20 protein-coding genes are annotated in these 19612 nt (G+C 68.9%); 8 read left to right on the forward strand and 12 right to left on the reverse strand.

The window, feature by feature from the left end; translation table 11 throughout:
• The first annotated feature begins 70 nt into the window (after positions 1-70).
• Complete coding sequence (locus NG1_RS09815) at positions 71-694, forward strand: TenA family protein (protein ID WP_062969734.1); 624 nt, start codon at positions 71-73, stop codon at positions 692-694.
• A 135-nt stretch (positions 695-829) separates the two neighbouring features.
• Here the strand turns inward: NG1_RS09815 and NG1_RS09820 are convergent, their stop codons facing one another.
• Positions 830-2221 (reverse strand): glycine--tRNA ligase, encoded by a 1392-nt coding sequence (locus tag NG1_RS09820; protein WP_062969795.1) that lies wholly within the window; start codon positions 2219-2221, stop codon positions 830-832.
• A gap of 195 nt (positions 2222-2416) precedes the next feature.
• On the opposite strand from NG1_RS09820, the gene NG1_RS09825 reads away from it, so the two are divergent.
• From NG1_RS09825 to NG1_RS09835, 3 genes are all read left to right on the forward strand, one after another.
• Positions 2417-2767: an ArsR/SmtB family transcription factor gene (locus NG1_RS09825; protein ID WP_040865632.1), complete on the forward strand. Its 351-nt coding sequence runs from the start codon at positions 2417-2419 to the stop codon at positions 2765-2767.
• Positions 2768-2770: 3 nt separating this feature from the next.
• A complete protein-coding gene (locus NG1_RS09830) occupies positions 2771-3205 on the forward strand; it encodes a Fur family transcriptional regulator (RefSeq protein WP_062969735.1) in 435 nt (144 codons plus the stop codon).
• A gap of 127 nt (positions 3206-3332) precedes the next feature.
• Positions 3333-4298, forward strand: a complete 966-nt coding sequence (locus NG1_RS09835) for a hypothetical protein (protein ID WP_157113953.1) — start codon at positions 3333-3335, stop codon at positions 4296-4298.
• A gap of 460 nt (positions 4299-4758) precedes the next feature.
• Here the strand turns inward: NG1_RS09835 and NG1_RS09840 are convergent, their stop codons facing one another.
• Positions 4759-5730: a hypothetical protein gene (locus tag NG1_RS09840; protein WP_062969737.1), complete on the reverse strand. Its 972-nt coding sequence runs from the start codon at positions 5728-5730 to the stop codon at positions 4759-4761.
• Between the two features lie 103 nt (positions 5731-5833).
• Between NG1_RS09840 and NG1_RS09845 the strand changes: the two genes are divergently transcribed.
• A complete protein-coding gene (locus NG1_RS09845) occupies positions 5834-6451 on the forward strand; it encodes a TetR/AcrR family transcriptional regulator (RefSeq protein ID WP_062969738.1) in 618 nt (205 codons plus the stop codon).
• 17 nt (positions 6452-6468) lie between these two features.
• Here NG1_RS09845 and NG1_RS09850 read toward each other — a convergent pair whose 3' ends face one another.
• Both NG1_RS09850 and NG1_RS09855 read right to left on the reverse strand, forming a co-directional pair.
• A complete protein-coding gene (locus NG1_RS09850; protein ID WP_062969797.1) occupies positions 6469-6879 on the reverse strand; it encodes a YbjN domain-containing protein in 411 nt (136 codons plus the stop codon).
• A gap of 14 nt (positions 6880-6893) precedes the next feature.
• Positions 6894-7712 carry an isoprenyl transferase gene (locus tag NG1_RS09855; protein ID WP_210750242.1) on the reverse strand — a complete coding sequence of 273 codons (819 nt, stop codon included), beginning with the start codon at positions 7710-7712 and terminating at the stop codon, positions 6894-6896.
• A gap of 121 nt (positions 7713-7833) precedes the next feature.
• Here NG1_RS09855 and NG1_RS09860 point away from each other — a divergent pair, with 121 nt between their 5' ends.
• A complete protein-coding gene (locus NG1_RS09860; protein WP_062969739.1) occupies positions 7834-8214 on the forward strand; it encodes an Aca2/YdiL-like domain-containing protein in 381 nt (126 codons plus the stop codon).
• Here the strand turns inward: NG1_RS09860 and recO are convergent.
• From recO to NG1_RS09900, 8 genes are all read right to left on the reverse strand, one after another.
• The gene (gene recO, locus NG1_RS09865) at positions 8171-8941 is read right to left on the reverse strand and encodes a DNA repair protein RecO (RefSeq protein WP_040865627.1); all 771 of its coding nucleotides are present in this window, start codon (positions 8939-8941) and stop codon (positions 8171-8173) included. The two genes, NG1_RS09860 and recO, sit on opposite strands and share 44 nt — an antisense overlap.
• Before the next feature lie 329 nt (positions 8942-9270).
• Positions 9271-9471 (reverse strand): DUF6186 family protein, encoded by a 201-nt coding sequence (locus tag NG1_RS09870; protein WP_062969740.1) that lies wholly within the window; start codon positions 9469-9471, stop codon positions 9271-9273.
• Positions 9468-9881 (reverse strand): hypothetical protein, encoded by a 414-nt coding sequence (locus tag NG1_RS09875; protein ID WP_157113954.1) that lies wholly within the window; start codon positions 9879-9881, stop codon positions 9468-9470. The genes NG1_RS09870 and NG1_RS09875 overlap by 4 nt, the downstream gene beginning before the upstream one ends.
• 232 nt (positions 9882-10113) lie before the next feature.
• Positions 10114-10719: a TetR/AcrR family transcriptional regulator gene (locus NG1_RS09880; protein ID WP_062969742.1), complete on the reverse strand. Its 606-nt coding sequence runs from the start codon at positions 10717-10719 to the stop codon at positions 10114-10116.
• Positions 10706-11572: an alpha/beta fold hydrolase gene (locus NG1_RS09885; protein WP_062969743.1), complete on the reverse strand. Its 867-nt coding sequence runs from the start codon at positions 11570-11572 to the stop codon at positions 10706-10708. The genes NG1_RS09880 and NG1_RS09885 overlap by 14 nt, the downstream gene beginning before the upstream one ends.
• A gap of 75 nt (positions 11573-11647) precedes the next feature.
• Positions 11648-11950 (reverse strand): hypothetical protein, encoded by a 303-nt coding sequence (locus tag NG1_RS09890; protein ID WP_157113955.1) that lies wholly within the window; start codon positions 11948-11950, stop codon positions 11648-11650.
• A gap of 197 nt (positions 11951-12147) precedes the next feature.
• Positions 12148-13278, reverse strand: coding sequence for a ThiF family adenylyltransferase (locus NG1_RS09895; RefSeq protein ID WP_062969798.1), 1131 nt, complete (start codon positions 13276-13278; stop codon positions 12148-12150).
• The gene (locus NG1_RS09900) at positions 13275-14714 is read right to left on the reverse strand and encodes a phenylacetate--CoA ligase family protein (RefSeq protein ID WP_062969745.1); all 1440 of its coding nucleotides are present in this window, start codon (positions 14712-14714) and stop codon (positions 13275-13277) included. Before NG1_RS09900 ends, NG1_RS09895 begins: the two co-directional genes overlap by 4 nt.
• Before the next feature lie 161 nt (positions 14715-14875).
• Between NG1_RS09900 and NG1_RS09905 the strand changes: the two genes are divergently transcribed.
• Complete coding sequence (locus NG1_RS09905; RefSeq protein ID WP_063910306.1) at positions 14876-18640, forward strand: nSTAND1 domain-containing NTPase; 3765 nt, start codon at positions 14876-14878, stop codon at positions 18638-18640.
• 215 nt (positions 18641-18855) lie between these two features.
• Positions 18856-19587, forward strand: a complete 732-nt coding sequence (locus tag NG1_RS09910) for an MSMEG_1198 family transcriptional regulator (RefSeq protein WP_062969747.1) — start codon at positions 18856-18858, stop codon at positions 19585-19587.
• Positions 19588-19612: the final 25 nt, after the last annotated feature.

The raw sequence follows: 19612 nt of genomic DNA on the forward strand, positions 1-19612 counted from the left end.
ATCGCAAGGGTGCGGCACCACCGCCACGGGTGCAAACCGACCGGGCGGACGGATGCGGAAGACTGCCGGTATGAGTCTCGCGGCACGTTTGGAGATCCTCGGCCTGTCCTCGGTGGAGGAACAGCTCAACCATCCCACCGTGGTGGGTATCGCCGAGGGCACTCTGCCCGAACCGGTCTTCCGGTCCTGGCTGGAGCAGGATTACCTTTTCCTGCTCGACTACGTGCGGGTGTTCGCCCGCCTGGCATGGCAAGCTCCGCAGGCTCATCTGGGCGACCTGGTCGACCTGGCGCACGCCACCTACCACGAGGAGCTGTCGCTGCACCGCTCGCTGGCCGCCGAGTTCGGCGCGGATCTCGACGGCGCCACCAAAGGCGCGCCGTGCGCGGCGTACACCGCGTTCCTCCTGGACTCCGCCGCGTCCTACGGTGCGGGGCTCGCCGCCCTCTACCCGTGCATGTGGGGGTACTCCACGCTGGGCGCGCGACTGGCACAGCACCCGCCCGCCGAACCGCGCTACCGCCGCTGGGTCGACACCTACGCCGATCCGGGCTTCGCCGCCCTGACCCGCCGGTGCGCGCAGATGATCGATGAATCCGGAGTCGACCCGGCCCGCGCGGAGGAGCTGTTCCGCGAGGGATTGCGGCACGAACTGGCGTTCTGGGACGTCCCACTGAATCCATCCGGGCACTGATGAGTGACCTCGGTCGCGGTGCCGTGGGGACTCGCGCTGCTGCTCCCCACCACGATCGGCATGATCACCCGCAAGGACAACCGCTGAACGCCGGCGCCCCGTGGCCCATCACGGCCACGGGGCACCGCGGCGGACTCAGGCTCCGATCAGGTGCTGGGCCAGGTAGCCCTCCACCTTGTCCAGCGCGATGCGCTCCTGGGTCATCGTGTCGCGCTCACGGATGGTCACCGCCTGGTCCTCGAGCGTCTCGAAGTCGACGGTGATGCAGAACGGCGTGCCGATCTCGTCCTGGCGGCGGTAGCGGCGGCCGATCGCGCCGGCGTCGTCGAACTCGACGTTCCAGTTCTTCCGCAGTTGCGCGGCCAGGTCTTTCGCCTTCGGCGTGAGGTCGGCGTTGCGCGAGAGCGGCAGCACCGCCGCCTTCACCGGCGCGAGGCGGCGATCCAGGCGCAGCACCGTGCGGGTGTCCACGCCGCCCTTGGCGTTGGGCGCCTCGTCCTCGGCGTAGGCGTCGACCAGGAACGCCATCAGCGAGCGGGTGAGGCCCGCCGCGGGCTCGATGACGTACGGGACGTAGCGCTCGTTGGTGGTCTGGTCGAAGAAGCTCAGCTCCGTTCCGGAGTGCTCCGAGTGCGTCTTGAGGTCGAAGTCGGTGCGGTTGGCGATGCCCTCCAGCTCACCCCACTCGTTGCCCTGGAAGCCGAAGCGGTACTCGATGTCGGTGGTGCCCGCCGAGTAGTGCGAGAGCTTGTCCTTCGGGTGCACGAACAGCCGCAGGTTCTCCGCGGCGATGCCGAGGTCGGTGTACCAGGAGAACCGCGTCTCGATCCAGTACTTGTGCCACTCCACGTCCTCGCCCGGCTTGACGAAGTACTCCATCTCCATCTGCTCGAACTCGCGGGTGCGGAAGATGAAGTTGCCCGGCGTGATCTCGTTGCGGAAGCTCTTGCCGATCTGCGCGATGCCGAACGGCGGCTTCTTGCGCGCGGTCGTCATCACGTTGGCGAAGTTCACGAAGATGCCCTGGGCGGTTTCCGGGCGCAGGTAGTGCAGGCCCTCCTCGGACTCGATCGGGCCGAGGTAGGTCTTGAGCATCATGTTGAAGTCGCGCGGCTCGGTCCAGCGGCCGACGGTGCCGCAGTTCGGGCACGCGATGACTTCCATCGAGACCGTGTCCGGATCATCGATCTTGTTCTTGAGCGCGTACGCCTCCTGCAGGTGGTCCTGCCGGAAGCGGTGATGGCAGTTCAGGCACTCGACCAGCGGGTCGTTGAACACGCCCACGTGACCGGAGGCGACCCACACCTGGCGGGGCAGGATCACCGAGGAGTCGAGACCGACGACGTCCTCGCGGCCGGTGACCATGGCGCGCCACCACTGCTTCTTGATGTTCTCCTTGAGCTCGACGCCCAGCGGCCCGTAATCCCACGCCGACTTGGTGCCTCCGTAGATCTCACCGCACGGGTACACCAGACCCCGGCGCTTGGCGAGGTTGGCAACGGTGTCCACCTTCGACTTGGGTGCCACGCGAGAATTCTCCATCCACTGCGAGTCGGAATTTTGCATTGCACGAACACGATAGTTTTGTGTCGATGCTGCGATTGTGCCCAGCCTATCGGCAGGCCCGGTGCCGGTTTCAACCGCACGGTTCGGCGCGCCCGTTTGACATGCGCACCTGTGCATACGCAAACTGGTAATGCTTTCCATTAAGGAGTTGGTGACATGACCGCCGAGACCGCCCCGGCACCGCCGCACAACCCGTATCGGTCGCCCGGCCCGGCCCCGGTACCCGCACGATCCGTGCTGGAGGACGCGGGTGAGTTGTTGCGGGCGCTGGCAGCGCCGGTTCGGATTGCTATCGTGCTCCAGTTGCGCGAGTCACCGCGGTGTGTGCACGAATTGGTCGACGCGCTCGGTGTCACGCAACCACTGGTCAGTCAGCATCTGCGTATCCTCAAGGCCGCCGGTGTCGTGCACGGTGAGCGTTCGGGTCGCGAGGTGCTCTATGAACTCGTCGACGACCATCTGGCGCACATCGTCGTCGACGCCGTCGCGCACGCCGAGGAAGGGTGATTCGTGCCAGACAACACGACCGTTCCACAGAAACCGGTCGGTATCCGCAGCACCAGGCAGCGCAGCGCCATCGCCGCGCTGCTCGGTGACATCGATGAGTTCCGCTCCGCCCAGGACCTGCACGACGAGTTGCGCAAGCGCGGCGAGGGCATCGGGCTGACCACGGTCTACCGGACGTTGCAGTCGCTGGCCGACGCGGGCATGGTCGACGTGCTGCGCACCGACTCCGGCGAGTCGGTCTACCGCCAGTGCTCCACCGGCCATCATCATCACCTGGTGTGCCGGCATTGCGGCCACACCGTGGAGGTGGAGGGCCCGACGGTGGAGGCATGGGCCGAGGCCATCGCGAGCGAGCACGGCTTCAGCGAGATCAGCCACACCCTCGAGGTGTTCGGCACCTGCACGACATGCGGGGCGGCGCGCCGACGCGACGGCTGATCCACCCGATTCCCGGCGTGTCCGGTTAACGCGGCCTCCACCGGCGGAGATTCACCGGCGAGATCCTCGAACGCCCGGGCCGAGCCGAGCCCGATACGGAGGGTCCGCCATCTGCTGGGGAGGCAGCGTGTCAACGACCATCGACTCATCCATACGCCCGGTGCGCCGCCGGGCCGTGACCGTCGCCGGGGCCGCGCTCGTCGTGGTCTCGGCGATGCTCCTCTCGGCGTGCGAGGACAAGGACGGCACGCCGGTGGCCGTCTCCCCGACGCCCACTTCCGCGGTCGCGGTCCGGCCGGGCTCCGACAGCGGGCAGTCGACCGTCCGCACCGTCGGCAAGACCGGCTGGTACGACGGATTCGACATCACCGTGGACAAGGCGACCGTCGTGCCGGACGAATACGGCGGCGCGAAGGTGCGCATCGACATCACCTACAAGAACACCACCCTCGACGACCACACCCTGAGCATCACGCCGTCGCTGCTGGTCGGCAGGGAAGTGGACGGCGGGGCGATCTTCGACAGCCCGGCGGTGCCCGGCAACGGCTCGGCCACGGGCACCGCGACGACGTCCGTCGCGTCGGCCAAGGACGCCGAGCACCTCATCGACACGATGACCATCGTGTACGGCAAGGCCGCAGACAACCAGACCAAGATCCCGCTCGCCGCGGCGGGCAAGGTGGACAGCGTCCAGCCGAGGACATTGCCGATCAGCGGCACGCTGGTGCAGGACCAGACGACCATCCGGATCACCGGAGGCAGAATCAGCCCGAGCTACACCGAGAACGAGAACGGCAAATCCGATCTGGCGCTGCGCATCGCGCTCGTCGGCGGAGCGGGCATCCCCGCAGGCGGGACGAACATCTACTACGACTACTTCACCGTCCGGACCCCCGACGGACGGACCGTGGCCGCCGACGTCCGCGGCCCGATCAACGAGTTGCTCAACGCCAACGAGACCATCGACAATCCGAAGAACTACGTCGTCTTCGTGGTGCCCTCCCCTGGCACCGGCTCCTACACGCTGACGTACAACGCTCAGAAGGAAGATGGCGCGGCCGGCGCGCCCACACTGTCGTTCACGGTGGGCTGATCCGGTCGCCCGCCGCCTTTTCGGCGGACCTTGCCCGAGCCCCTCGAGAATCCCGGGGTGCAGTGGGGCAGTTACGCCGAGACCAAGCGTCCGAGCCGAGCGCATTCACTTGCTGAAGGATTGCCGCAGTGCGAGAGAGGCGATGGGGACAACGACGTGTCACGCGCAACGCCGCAGTGAAAATACCTCGGGACCGACCGGCGAGCCGCTACGGTCCGAGTTGGGTCAAGGCGCCCACCCCCTGCGGGTGCCCACCCACCCGGGGGGTGGACACTCTCCACCCCCCGGGGCCCGGGCGCTTCGGCCGCACGGCCGAGGACATCTCACATTCGGTACTGCCCTGCCAGTGAACCGGTCCACGTCCTGAAAAAACGACACGGTCGCCGCAACCTCCCGGCTAGAGGTGTTGCGACGACCGCGTGAACCCGACTTACAGTACGGCTCAGCGCCTGTGCGCGGTTCAGCCGACCGGGACCGCGGTCCGAGCCGACGCAGACGTCTGGACCGGGCGACCGCGCAGCGCGGCCACTCCGAGCAGTGCGAGCGCCAGCGCACTCCACACCAGCAGCACCACCAGCGGTCCGGTCGCGGCGGCGCCGTCGAAGAACGCGACCGAACGCAGCAACGACGCGGCGGCGCCCGGCGGCAGCAACTGCCCGACGGCGCCCCACGGCTGCGGCAACAGCTCCGGCGCGGACGTGGCCGCCGAGAACGGATTGCCGATCAGCAGCATGGTGAGCGCGGCGATACCGATCCCGGCACGTCCGAGCACCGCGGCGAGGCCGACGACCGCACCGGCGACCGCGAACGACACCAGCCCCGCGACCGCCGCGAGCACCAGGTACGACCCGGGCACCACCGACATCCAGCCCTGGATGATCGCCATCCCGAGCAGTCCACCCGTGACACCGAAGGTGGCCAGCCCGATCACCTTGCCTCCGATTCCCGGGATCAGCAGCGACAGGAGCACGCCCGCCGCGATGCCGGACATCACCAGCGGCAGCACCATCGCACCGAACGCGGTGCCACGCGGATCGTCCGAGTCGGCGGCCACCACGTCCTCGACCCGGGCGGCGGGTGCGCCGGAGAGCTGCTGCCCGATCTGGGTGAGTTGCTGTGCGACAGCGGGACTGGCGCCGGAGGCGACCAGCACACGCGGCGGTCCGTCGCCGGTGATGATCGCCCCGTAGACCTCCCGGTCCTCGATCGCGGCGCGAGCGGCGGCCTCGTCCGCGGGGGTGGTGATCTCGAAGGCGCCCGGACTGTGCTCGGCGAGCTTGCCGGTGACCATCGCGGCCTGCGGACCCGTGACGGCCAGCGGCAGGTCACGAGGCGCGATGTTCGCGGCCGGCCAGGCGAAAGCGATCAGCATCAGCGCCTGGAGCAGAGCGGCGCCGATGCCCAGCGCGAACGCCCGCTGCGTGGTGTTCATGACCTTCTCCCTAAAAATCGAATGCTCGTTCTTTTTAGTTGGGCCTACGGTCGCACGGGACCGGAAGGTTGTCAAGAACGGATATTCGTTTTATTTTTGGCCTATGCCCCGAGTCAGCGAAGAGCACATGGAACGCCGCAGGCAGCAGATTCTGGACGCCGCGCGGCTCTGCTTCGCCCGCAGGGGGTTCTACGAGACGTCCATGCAGGACGTGTTCGCGCAGTCGGGGCTCTCGGCCGGTGCGGTCTACCGGTACTTCAAAAGCAAGGACGAGCTGATCACGGCGCTCGCCACGGAGACGACGGTGTCCCTGCGCGTGGCCATGGCCGACGCGATCGGCCGTGACCCGCTGCCCACGCCCGCCGAGCTGATCACCGTGATCGCCGAGGAGGTCGTGCGGCGCAGCGGACCCGACGGGCCGGTGCGACTGGCGCCGCAAGCCTGGGCGCTGGCCCTGGTGCATCCGGGGGCGGCGGTGATGGTGCGCGAGACGATGATCTCGATGCGCGCGCTCTGGGTGACCTACGCCGAGCGCATGCGCGACAAGGGCTGGCTACCCGCGGACGCCGACCTCGACGCCGTGGCCAAAGCGATCATCGGGCTACTGCCGGGATTCATCCTCCAGCACCTCATCCTCGAGGACCTCGACCCGCAGACGCTGGCACGCGGCGTGCGCACCCTGCTGCCCTACGGCGAAACCACCGGCACGAACGCCGGCTGACGGCCGTCGTGCCCCCTTCAGGGCAGCAGACCCTGCCTGGCCCGGCTCGCGTTGGACAGCACGAGCAGCAGCATGGTGGTGAGGGCCTGGTCGTCCAAGCCCGCGGCGGGGAAGGTGTAGCGCAGGATGACATCGGCGAGCCCGCCGCGGGCGATCACGGTGAGCGAACCGAATTGCAGCGCGTTGTTGCGCTCGGCGACGCGCTTGTGCAGCTGCGCCTTCAGCGGGCGGTCCCAGGCCAGCACACAGGTGAGACTCAGCACGTCCAAGCCGGGCGCCAGGGTCACCGCGCGCAGCGAGCACAGCGCGCCCTCGTACTCGAAGCCCAGCGACCCTTCTGGGTCGACCCGCACGTCGATGCCGTAACTCGACAGGCAGGCCCCGGCCCGCGCCTGGAGTTCCCGATCCGGCGTCACCGCTGCGTCCATGTCCGACCCGCCGTTCACTTGGTGCCGCCGAAACGGCGGTCCCGGGAAGCGTACTGGAGGCATGCCTCCCACAGGTTGCGCCGATCGAAGTCGGGGAACAGCGTGTCCTGGTAGACGAATTCGGCGTAGGCCGACTGCCAGAGCAGGAAGTTCGAGCTGCGGAACTCACCCGACGGGCGCAGGAACAGGTCCACGTCCGGCATGTCGGGCTCGTCGAGGTATTTCGCCACCGTCGCCTCGGTGACCTTCTCCGGATCGATCTCACCCGCCGCCACCCGGCGCGCGATCTCCCTTGCCGCGTCGGCGATCTCGGCGCGGCCACCGTAGTTGACGCACATGGTCAGCGTCATCACCGTGTTGTCCTTGGTGAGTTCCTCGGCGACCTCCAGTTCCTTGATCACGCTGCGCCACAGGCGCGGTCGCCGACCGGCCCAGCGCACCCGCACACCCATCTCGTGCATTTCGTCCCGGCGCCTGCGGATCACGTCGCGGTTGAAGCCCATGAGGAAGCGCACCTCCTCGGGGCTGCGCCGCCAGTTCTCGGTGGAGAACGCGTAGGCCGACAGCCACTTGACGCCGATCTCGATACAGCCCTCGACGGTGTCCATCAGCACCGCCTCGCCGCGCTCGTGCCCGGCGGTGCGCGGCAGCCCGCGCTCCTGGGCCCAGCGCCCGTTCCCGTCCATGACGAGCGCGACGTGGTTGGGCACCAGTTCCGGCGGCAGTTGCGGCGGCCGAGCTCCCGACGGGTGCGGCGCGGGCGGGCGGACGGCGCCCGCGTGCTCGGGCGCGGTCGCGGTGGCGGAATCTCGGCGGCGGATCACGGCCTCCATCCTGCCTGATCGCTTCCGCCGCCCCTACCGCCGCGTTGCTTCCTGGCGAATTCCGCGGTTCCACCGGCGCCGGTGACTTATTCTTTTCCCTATCGTGATACTGGGGAGGGGTTTCTCGAACGTGACCGATTTACCAGGCACCGCGACCGCGGCGGGTTTCCGGGCCACTCGTGAACTGCTCGGCCTTCCGGTTCCATGGTGTGCACGGTTCTTCGCGGTCGCGGAACGCACCGTCGAGCGGTGGGAGAAAGGGGCCTTCCAGATTCCCGACGTCGTGGCCCGGGAACTCGCCTCCATCGCGGACGAGACCGACCAGGTGGTCGAGGCCATGGTCGACGCCATCGACGCCGGGGAGATCTCGCCCCGCCTGCACACCTACCGGACCAACGACGACTACTGCAAGCACGAGCCGGACACCCGCTACCCGGCCACCTGGCACCGCGCCGTGTGCGCCCGCGTCATGATCGAGCTGCCCCAGGTAGAGCTTCAATTCGTGGAGTAGACCGCTCGATCAACGGCAGCGTGCGCAACTGACGTTCCAGATGCCACTGCAAATGCGCCGCGACCAGGCCGCTGGCCTGTCGCCGCACCGCCTCGGGCGTCGCCTCGACCTGCTCCCATTCCCCGCGCAACAACGCGACCAGCAGGTCGAGCACCCCCGGCGCGGGCGTCGCCGCCCCCGGGGGACGGCAATGCACACACACCGCGCCTCCGGCCGCGACGTGGAAAGCGCGATGTGGACCCGGTGTCGCGCACTTGGCGCACTCGTCCAATGCGGGTGCCCAGCCCGCGAAACCCATGGCGCGCAACAGGAACGCGTCCAGGATCAGTTCGTGCGGGCGCTGTTTGGCCGCGATGGCGCGCAGGGCGCTCGCGGTGAGCGCGTGCAGCCGGGGCGCGGGCGCGCGCTCCTCCCCCGCCAGACGCTCGGCGGTCTCCAGTACCGCGCACGCGGTGGTGTAGCGCCCGTAGTCGTCGATGATGTCGGCGGCGAACGCCTCCATCGTGTGCACCTGGGTGACGGTGTCCAACGTGCGCCCGGGGTGCAGTTGCACGTCGATGTAGGAGAACGGCTCCAACCGGGCCCCGAACCTCGACTTGGTGCGCCGCACCCCCTTGGCGACCGCGCGAACCAGGCCGTGCTGCCGCGTGAGCAGCGTGACGATGCGGTCCGCCTCACCCAGCTTGTGCTGGCGCACCACAACCGCCTCGTCCCGATACAAACGCACGGGCTGAGTCTAATTGCAGCGCCTGCGGCGCTGCGTGTTCGCGGCCCCTTTATGGCTCGCGCGCGTCGGCACGCGCACTGCGAACATCGGGCACGCGGCCCCAGCCGGAAGACGGTTCGTCCTGCGGCCACCCATACGAGGTGAGTTGATTTCTGCCAGTGCCAACGGCGCATGCTCGGTCTCGCTTCGCTCGAAACCGGGAGTTGCCGTCAGCCGGGGGCGTCGGCATGCGAACTCCGGACATCGGGCACGCGGCCCCAGCCGGAAGACGGTTCGTCGTGCGAGTCCGGCCGCTTGACGCACGCGCTCAGCAGTTCGGTGCGTGGTCCTCACCTGGCCAAGAAGTGCCAGCCGAGCCATGCCCATATGAGCACGGCGGTGATTCTCGTTGTTCGCGTGAGGGTCACGTACGCGATCGTTTCGCCGAGGGACGCGACCGGATCCCGGCGCAGTCGCGTCAGCAGGATCGCGACGAGTGCGGCCGCCGCGATCAGGCCGAATCCGAGGAGGATGACGGCTCGGTCGCTCATCTCGACACCAGCCACCCCCCGGCGCCGAGCCACACCAGCCAGCCGGCGAGCCGCAGCGGCCATTGTTCGAGCGCCGGATCCAGCAGCGTGGACAGTGTCGGGTGCTCATCGCTCGGCTGATTCAGGGCGGGCTGCCGCGACAATGCGTAGACCTCCCACGCCAACACCGCCACCAGCAGCGCCGACCACACAGCCACGCCACGTCGGAGCCGGGGGGTGCACGGCGGCCGCGCGCTTCGCCCGCGGAACGCCAGCACCAGCGCGCCCAGCGCCGCCACCGCCACGATCGCGGTCGCAGGCCTGCTGAACGGGCGGGTCGCGGCACCACCTGCCGCCAGCAGGAGACCCACGGTCAGCGCCGTCGCACGCCACGGGAGTCGATATGCCGAGCGCGCCGGTTGCTCAGTCACGTGCGCAGAATAAGGCCGTGCGTGGCCGGATTCGGGGAGGCAAGGCGCCTACCTCATGGCGACGTGTCGGGCGCTGTTCCCGGCGCACCACGCGCGGTCATATGGACTCCCGACCGGCTCGATCCCCCAGGACGGCGGGTCTTCGTGATCGTTCGGCTGTCCGCGGTCACCCCGGAACCACGAGCGAGCGGCGCCGTCCGAGACCGACGCGGCCGAGCACAGCCGGAGCAATTCAACCGCTGGTGCGCAGGAGTCCCGAGATCAGCAACAGCACCGACTCCTGTGCCTCGGCGCGGGCGCGATCGGGGTCTTCGGCGTGCGCGACGATCAAGGAGGCCTCGCTGATCACGCTGACGACGAGCTGGGCCAGTACGGGGATGGGGGCGTCGGCGATCAACCCGGCGGCGCGGGCGCGCTCGAGTTGCCTGGTGATCAGGCCGAGGCCGTGCGCGGATTCGAATTCGCGCCAGGCCTGCCAGCCGAGCACGGCGGGGGCGTCGGTGAGGGCGATCCGCAGCATCGCCGGGCGCTGGCAGATCTCCAGGAAAAGCGCGAGCCCCACCGCCATTCCGGCCATCACGTCCTCGGAATCGACCGCCGCGATGGCGTTCTCGATCTCCTCGGTGATCTCGACCTCGATCTGCTCCAGTACCGCGAGGAACAGTCCCCGTTTGTCGCCGTAGTGGTGGTGCAGCGCGCCCCGGGTGACGCCTGCCTCGGTGACCAGCCCTTCGGCCGAGGTTCCGGCGAAGCCGCGCTCGGTGAACAGGCGGCGTCCCGCCTGTTCGAGCGCGGCCCTGGTTGCGCGAGACCGGTCTTCCTGGCTACGGCGTGGCATGCAGCCGAGTGAACTCCAGGATCGATTCGGCGAGCAACTCGGGCTGGTCCTCCGACACGAAGGTGTAGGAGTCGTCGATGAGCTTCAGTTGCGCGTCCGGCAGGTCGCGGGCCAGGCGTTCGGCGAACGAAATCGGGAACAGCCGGTCCTCGCGCGCCCAGGCCAACAGCACCGGGATGTCGACGTCGGCGAAGTGGCGCGCGGCTTCCAGCGTGTAGCGGCGATGCGCCGATTTCAGGAAGCGGCGCAGGTCTTTCCGGATCGCGGCGGAATTGCGGCTCGGCAGCAGATAGGAGTCCACGATCTCGGGCGGAACGGGCCGCTTGGTGACCCATCCGAAGGCCAGCGGCAGGCGGTGCAGCGCCCGGATCCGCAGCGCCTCGGTGAGGGGGCGCAGCGATCCCGGGATCTTCGCCAGCAGCGGAAGCGACGTGAACTGCTGCGGCAGGAAGCTCTCGTAGCTGTCCACCGAGACGAGCACGACGCGGCCGACGCGGGACCGGTCGCGGGTCAGCAGCACCTGGGTGATCGCTCCGCCGGTGTCGTTGGCGACCAGGGTGACGTCGGTGAGGTCGAGACGTTCGAGGAACGCCGCGATGAGATCGGCGATGCCGATGGGGGTCAGTTCCGCGTCCGGGACCGGGATCTCGTGCGAGCCCAGCGGCCAGTCCGGTGCCAGGCAGCGGTATCCGGCCGCGGCGACCACGGGCACGACTTTGCGCCAGACGTCCGCGTTGACGAGCAGGCCGTGCACGAAGACGACCGGAGCGCCCTCCCCCGTCTCGTGATAGCGAATGCGGCCGCCGGGCAGATCCACCTCGTGGGTGCGGCCGAGAGCTGTGCTGGTTGCCATGGGTCCTCCCAGTGGTCGGGTTCCCGTCCACTGTTACATACATACCGTATGTATGTCTAGATGCGGCTCGATGGATCAGCGGAAGACAGCCTCCACCGCGTCCTTCGAGGCCATCACCGCGGTCGCCAAGGAGGCGACGCCCGCGACGGACTCTCCGACCGCGTGCAGGACACCGGTGAGAACGATCCGGTTCGGCCGATCCTTCGCCGCCTCGACCGCCGCGCGCCGAGTCGTCTCCTCGACCAGCTGCCGGTCCTCCAGGTCGATGTCGCACCCACTGATCCGGTCGAGCAGATCGCTCAGCGAAGAACGCAGATCCTCCACCGCCTTCGATGGGGCCGCACCGTCGCTGCCGATCCGCCTCCGTCGGGAACGCACACCACAGTTCCCGCAGAACGGGTAGCCGTGGCGGTTGAAATGCTGACACTCGGCGCATCGCACCTCGCCAGCCGAACATCCGGCTCGGGTCGAGCCGAGCGGAACCCGGAAGCCGTGCCAGGTATGGTCGGACACCGCCGTACCCGGGTTCGTTTCGGCTCGACACGAATCCTTGTCGGCAAGATCTTGCTCCAGCACTAGGGGATGCCGAGCATCGCGCGGAACTCCGCCTCTCCCAGCTCGTTCCACCGCTCCCGCGTTCCCCGCAGCAGCGTGTCGAGATCCACTCGGTACCTGCCGGAGGACAAGCTGCTACCGCAGGCGATCAACCGTGCGGCCAGGCCGGCCAGCGCCCCCGCGAGAGTCACCGCGGTGGCCAACTGCGGCCACGAGGGCAGGCTGCGGCCGACTTCGGTCAGCGAGTAGCGCGTCCGCGGCGTGACGTCGCTGCCGACGATGGCGGTGGCCAGTTCGATCCGTCGCGCCGGATCGCGCAGCTCGGTCGCCGTCAGGTCGGTCAGATCGCCCGCCCGGCCGTGCAGGAGCGGATAGTCCGGTTCCAGGTCGTAGCGCTCCACGTCGACGAAGGAGCTGTCGCCGTGATCGGTCGCCATCACCACGGGGATGCCGAGCGCGCGGGCGCGCTTGCGGATGTCCACTTTCAGCGCGAGGTCGTCCATCTCCTCGATGAGGACGGTCAGGGGCGCGGAGCCTCCCGGCCCACCCAAGTAGTCCGAGGCGTTCTCCGGCCGGTACCCCTGGGGGAAGGCGGTGATCTCGCTATAGGGGTCCAGCTCCAACGTACGGCGTTGCGCCAGCGTGAGTTTGGGTTCGCCCAGATCGCACACCGAGGCCTGGAGCCTGTTGAGGTTGGTGCATCCGAGAGTGTCGTGCTCGGCGAGCCGGAACCGCCGGGCGCCGGACAACGCGCAGACCGCCAGCGCGGAAGCGCCCACACTGAGCCCGGCCACTCCCACCACGGCGTCCGACCAGGCCCGTTGCTCGTCACCGGTCAGCAGGTGCCGGTTCCTGGCCGTGCGCAACCGCCAGAACTGCTCGCGGTCGGGCAGTTCGACGATGGTCCGGCGCCACGGGTACACGATGTAGCGGCTGATCCGGTCTACGGCCGCACCGTCCCGCCCCGAGGTCAGGTAGTCCTCCAGCGCTGCCGCCGCGGCCGGGGTCCCCGCGGCGAGTTCGGGCCGCTCGATCAACGCGAGTTCCCTTGCCGCGCTCGCCCAGCCGTCGACCAGCCGGTACCCGGATCCGGGTGCGCACAGTTCGGCGATGCGCCGCTCGTCGTCTGCCGGATGCAGGATTTCGATCATGACCGCGTCCCCGTCCACCGGTGCTTGACGCCCGTCTCGAAGCCCGCGCTGCCGTGCCGGTGCAGGCTGATCTGCGGCTCGGCGGCCGAGCCGAGCGCCCGATGCAGGCGGCGGTACTCGCTGTTGGTGCGCAACAGGGCATCGACCACCTTCCGCTCCAGCAGCGCGGTGAATCCGCCCGCGGGGCAGACGCCGTCGCGGAGTTCGACGCGCAGCCGCAAAGTCTGCTCGAATCGTGCGTCCGTGTCGGTCACCAGCACGAATTTTCCCGTGACCGTCGGACCGACGTCCGGGTCCTCCAGCGCGGCGCGGATGTTCTCCGGGTAGATCTCCAGCGCGTAGAACGACGCGGCGACGTCGGTGCGCCGGTGCAGGGCGAGGAACCCGCAGGAGTCGGCGGAGGTGCGCACCGGCAGACGGTGACCGTGCGCATCGAGGACGGCGGCGAGCTCAGCGGCGGAGAAGATCCGGCCGACATCGTTGATCCGGTAGCGCAGCAACGGGATCGCGGTATCGGCGCTGAACAGGAATCGGCCTTCGGCGTCGACTTCGGTATACCGATACTCCGCGTCGTACTCGACGAAGGTCGGCTGCGGGTGCGCCTCGCCGAACAACGCCTCGCTCAGCGCGGGATCCGCGCCGGCCGCGCGACGGACGGCGACACTGGTGCGCGTCTCGCAACCCATGATGCCCGCGTCGGCGGTGCCGTAGACGACGCGGATCTCCCCCGGCTGCCCCGGCTTGCCGATCCGGTCGAGCACGTAGTCCCGCCATTCTTCGGTGATGGCCTCGCCCGCCAGCAGAATGCGCAGATTCTGGCGCAGTACCTCGGCGGGCGCCCGATCCAGCACATCCTTGACGAACGGGGGGTAACCGGCCAGGACGACCTGGTCGTAGTGCGGGCCCAGTTCGGCGATGTCGGCCAGGATGGTCTCCGGTTCGATGCCGGGTGCGATGGTCGAGATGCGGTGCCCGCGCTGACGCATCGCGGTGGCCGCCGCGTAGGTGTAGGTGCCGCCGATCCAATTGCCCATCGCGAAGCCGACGACCAACAGCGTGGACCGCTGCCGCGTCTGGAAGCTGTCGCGGAACACCCGCGAGTAGAGCTCGATCGCCTCTTCCTGGGCGACGAGGTCCCTCGGCCAATAGCTGGGCCGGCCGGTGGAGCCGGAACTGCACGACCACGTCCCGGCCGAAGCGACGTCGCCGTGCCAGAGCAACATGCGCAACGGGTAGTGCCGCAGGTATTCCGCTTTGGTCATCGGCGGCAGCGCGGCGAAGTCATCGGCGGTTCTGATGTTTGCCGGTTCGATTCCGCGGCGCGCGAGGAAGTCGGCGTAGGCCGGCACGTGGATCGCCGCCCGGTGGAAGGTATCCAGGGCGCGGCCGAATCCGGGCCTCGGCCGGGTCGGCAACGACAGTGATGGTGCGGACATGGTGGCTGTTTCCTTTCCTCCCACTGCGGCGATGCGCGGAGCACGTTCGCGGCGTGGGTTCAGGAAATAGCCTCTGAGCAGTGCGTACGGTCGAGAAAGAAGTCAATACAAGGTCCATACGACACGCCGCGCCGCCGCCCGGATCTCGCTAGACTCCGGTCATGACCGATGGGGGCGGGAGGCGGGTGGATCCTCGATCCATCTCCACCCGAGAGGAATTCGCGGCGGCCTTCACACGGCTGCGCACTACCGCCGGGTTGACCGTCCGCCAGGTCGTCGACGACTCGGGAGGCCTGCACGGCACGGTTAGCGGATGGTTCGCCGGTCACCATGTGCCGACCGAGCAGAACGAGCGGATGTTCCGGGATGTGCTGACGGCGTGCGGCGTTCGTGACCCGGAGGGGCAACAGCGGTGGCTCGCGGCGGTCCGGCAGGTGCGTCCGACGAGCGGACGCAGGCGTAGCCAGGGACCTGTGCCATACCGGGGCCTGGAACCTTTTCGACCCGATGACGCCGAATGGCTCTTCGGCCGCGCCGAACTCACGGCGGATCTGCGACAGCGCGTTTCGTCGCTCGCCGGATCCGAGCAGCGGATACTCATCGTCACCGGCGCCTCCGGCTCGGGGAAGTCCTCGCTGCTGCGCGCCGGACTGCTACCCGCGCTCCGGCGCGAAGGCCGCACGGCCGCGGTGGTCACTCCGGGCGCGCATCCGGCACAGGTACTCCAAGACCCCGCCGACGTCCTGGTCATCGATCAGTTCGAGGAGACCTGGACACTGTGCCTCGACGACGGCGAGCGAGCCGACTTCCTGGCCGCGCTCGCGGGCGACGCGAGCGGCCGAACCCACGTGCTGGGACTGCGCGCGGATTTCTACCGCCACGCCGCCGAAGAGCCGTTCTTGCACCACGCGCTGGCGCATCATTCGGTCCTGGTCGGGCCCCTGAGCAAACAGGCGCTGTGCGACGTCATCATCGAGCCGGCCCGCAAAGCGAACTGGACCGTGGAAGACGAACTCGTGCAGTTGCTGATCGTGGAACTCGCGCCGCGCGGGTCCGCCGAAGCTCACGACACCGGCGCTCTCCCCTTGCTGTCGCATGCTCTGCTGGAGACCTGGCAGCGGTCCAGCCGCCGGAAGATGACCGTCGCCGACTACAACGCCGTCGGCGGAATCGCGGGCGCCATCGAGCAGACCGCCGAGACCGTGTATCGCGGTCTCACCGAGCCGCAGCGGCAGATCACCCGCCGCACGTTCCTGCGACTGCTCAACATCGACGACGATGTCACCACCCGTCGCCGGGTGCAACGCCAGGAGCTGTTCTTCGACCACGACTCCGTCGCGAACGTGAACACCGTGATCGAGCGGTTCGCCACGCACCGCCTGCTCACCGTCGAGGAAGAGACCGTCGCGATCACGCACGAGGCGCTGATCGGCGCCTGGTCCCGGATGCACCGGTGGCTCGACGAGGATCGTGAGAGCCTGGCCGTACACCGCAGGCTGACCCAGGCCACCCAGGTCTGGCTCGACAACAACGAGGACCCCAGCGCGCTGCTCGGACCCGCGAGGCTGGAGTTCGTCCAGGAGTGGACGCGCGACGACGGACATCGGCGAGACCTCAACCAGCACGAACGCGACTACATCGCCGCCAGTATCGCCCATCAGGCGGAGATCCGGGCCGGAGAACGCCGCCGCACCCGGATCTTGCAGCGGATGGTCGCCGGCTTGGCGACCGCGCTGATCGCGACGATCGTCTTGACCGGTGTCGCACTGGTGGCCCGGTCGAACGCCGCGCACGCGCGAGACGAGGCGCTGTCGCGCCAGATCGCGCTCCAAGCGGAGCGACTGCGCGGCACCGATCCCGCGCTCTCGGCGCAGCTCGCGCTCGCGGCCTTCCGCATCCAGCCCACCCTCGAAGCCCGCTCCGCGCTCTTGGACAGCACCGCGGTGCAGACGCCGACCCGGCTGCTCGGACCCGACGGCGGCACGCTGGTGGCCACCGACCGCTCCGGAGTCGTGCTCGCCGTCGGTCGCAGCGACGCCACGATCGACCTGCACCGCCTGCACAGGAGCACCCGTTCCGGGCAGCCCGGATCGGCGGATTTCCGCAGCCGCATTCCCGCGCCCCGGCCGGGAGCGGTTCTCGGCTCCGTGACGATGACGCCCGACGGCGCACTGCTGGCCGCGGCATTCGGCAGCCACATCGATCTCTGGGACATCGCGAACCAGGACGCACCCCGGGCGCTGGCCACCCTCGCCGGAACCGGCGTCCAGTACCGCACCCTCGATCTCGGTCCCGACAAGCGTTCCCTCGCCGCGACGACCACCACAGCGGAGATCGTCCGATGGGACATCACCGACCCCCGGCAGCCGATTCCGTTGCCCGCCTGGCAACTTCCCGCGGGCGCACCCGTCATCGCGTTCGCCCCGAACGGGAAACTTCTCGCCGCCGCGGGAAACGCGGGCGCACTGCGCATCTGGGCCACCGGCCGGGACTCTCCGCTGACGGACATTCCGCCCGACGGTTCCACGGCGCAAGCATTGTCGCTGCGATTCAGTCCGGACAGCTCCGTTCTCGCCGTCCCCGGACGCGCCAACGAGGTACGCCGCTGGGATGTGCGCGACCCGGCCGCCCCGGCGCCACTGCCCGCGCTGCGTGGATTCACCAGTTATGTCAACGACGTCGCCTTCAGCCCGGACGGCACACGGCTGGCCGCGGTCAGCTCGGACAACAAGACGCACGTGTGGCGCCTGGACACCGACCAACTGGAGATGGAACTGCCCAACCCGGTCATCGTGGTGTCGGTGCGCTTCGCCCTCGACGCGCACGCACTGATCACGGGCAGTCTCGACGGCACCGTCCGGATCTGGCCGCTGCCCGGCCCGGTCCTGCGCGGGGCACAGAGCGTGGTCTTCCAGACACCGATCGATCGCAGCGGGAAGCTCTTGCTCGTCGGCACCGGCGCGGGCGACGGCAGCGCCCACCTGTGGAACCTCGGCGATCCCGCAGCACCCGTCGAATACGCCGCGCTGCCCGTCGGCGCGGATGAGAAGAGTTGCGGAGCGGTCGCGCTGGCGATGGACGGTTCGACGGCCGCGGTCGGCACCCGTGCCGGGCACGTACTGCTGTGGGACCTGCGCGATCCGGCGCACCCCCGGCCGACATCGAAGGTGGCCGCCGTCAACGGCATCGTCTCCGCCATGACCTTCACCCCCGACGCCAAGACATTGGTCGTCGCGGGCCAGGACGATCCGACTGTGACGCTGTGGGACCTCGGCGACCTGGCCGCCCCGCGATCGCTCGGCGCGGTCTCCACCGGTCCCGGCCTGCCGGGTATCGCCGCCGTCGACGCCGCGGGCGCCCAACTCGCCATCGCCACGTCCAACGAGTCGGTGTTCCGCTGGGACATCCGTGATCGCGCCCGCCCGCGGGAACTGCCCGAGCTCTCCGGATTCACCAACGATCTGGCCGCCGTGGCCTTCAGCCCCACCGCGCCGATCCTCGCCGCGGGCAGCATGGACCACACCGTCAAACTCTTCGACCTGTCCGACCCGGAGGCGCCCCGGCATCTCGCCACGCTCATCGGCGCCGCCGACGCGATCATCACCGTCAATTTCGGCCCCGACGGCACGCGACTGGTCGGCGGCGCCAGTGACAACGGCATCTGGGTCTGGGACATCACCGACCCGCGCGACCCGCGGCGGCTGGCGGTGCTCAATGCCTACACCGGTCGGGTCAACGATGCCGTCTACGCGCTGGACGGGGATTTGCTGCTCGCGGCGGGACCCGACCGGATCGTGCGCGTCTGGGCGACGGACGTCGACGAGGTCGCCGCCGAACTCTGCGACAGCGGCAGCGGGCCGATCACCGCCACCGAATGGCAGCGCTACCTTCCGACCATCGCCCAGCACGGTCTGTGCCCGCGGTAGCGCACTGCCGGGCAAGATGTTGCAGCTCCTTACCGCACGGAGGCAACCATCGACGAAAAGGTCGCGTGGGGCGGCTATTACGGGCCGAGAGAGCCGGACGGAGTGCCAGATCCGGCGTCGATGATCTCCCCGTGCGCGTCCGCGCGAGGCCCATACTTATCTTCTCGCCGCGGGACGGAAAGTTTCCATCGGGATCACGAGAGGGGAAACGATTCATGCGACTTCTCGTCGCTTCACCGCTCGGAAACGTCATCGAACCGACGCTGTCGGCGTCCTTCCCTGCGGCGAAGGTCATCGTCGCCCGCGACCGGGCAGAGGTGGTCCACGCTGTCACCGGCATCGAGAAACTCGACGTGGTGATCGCGGACCTGGTGTGGAACGACCCCGAGCAAGAGTTCCGCTTCGACGGGCTGGATGTCCTGGACATGGTGCGCGAAAGCCGGGCGGGCACTGCTGTTCTGCTGGCAGGCCAAGGGCACAGCATGGAGCAGGATCACTTGGACGAGGCGTATCACCGGGCGGACGAGATCGCGGGTGTGCACGAGAAAGCCACGGGGGTAGCGGCGCTGCTCTCGGCGATACGACAAGCGGCCGACGGCGAACGCCTGCCGAATCGGCGCGCGACGAACGGTATTCCGTCGCTCTATGAACTTTTCACCGGACGAGACGGAGTAATCGCGGGCCGGCTCGCCGGGGCGATCGCCTCCGGACGCACGTGGGACCCCGCGTCCCTGGCAGCCGCGGCCGAGGTCGATCTCGACGCGGCCTATTCGCTCGCCGACGGCTATCTCGGACGAATCATCGCGCAACGGCTGGAGAACGAATCCCACGGAGAGCTGACCTCCGCCGTTGTGTACCGCTGGTGTGGATTACACGCGCGCTATCTGATGAGTTGGTGTCGCCGCAACGGGCACACGGAGGTTCTGACGCATGGGGACGAGAGCTGATGGCGATCTGCGGACTCCCGATGCG

The sequence above is a fragment of the Nocardia gamkensis NBRC 108242 genome (assembly GCF_001612985.1).
Lineage (GTDB): Bacteria > Actinomycetota > Actinomycetes > Mycobacteriales > Mycobacteriaceae > Nocardia > Nocardia gamkensis.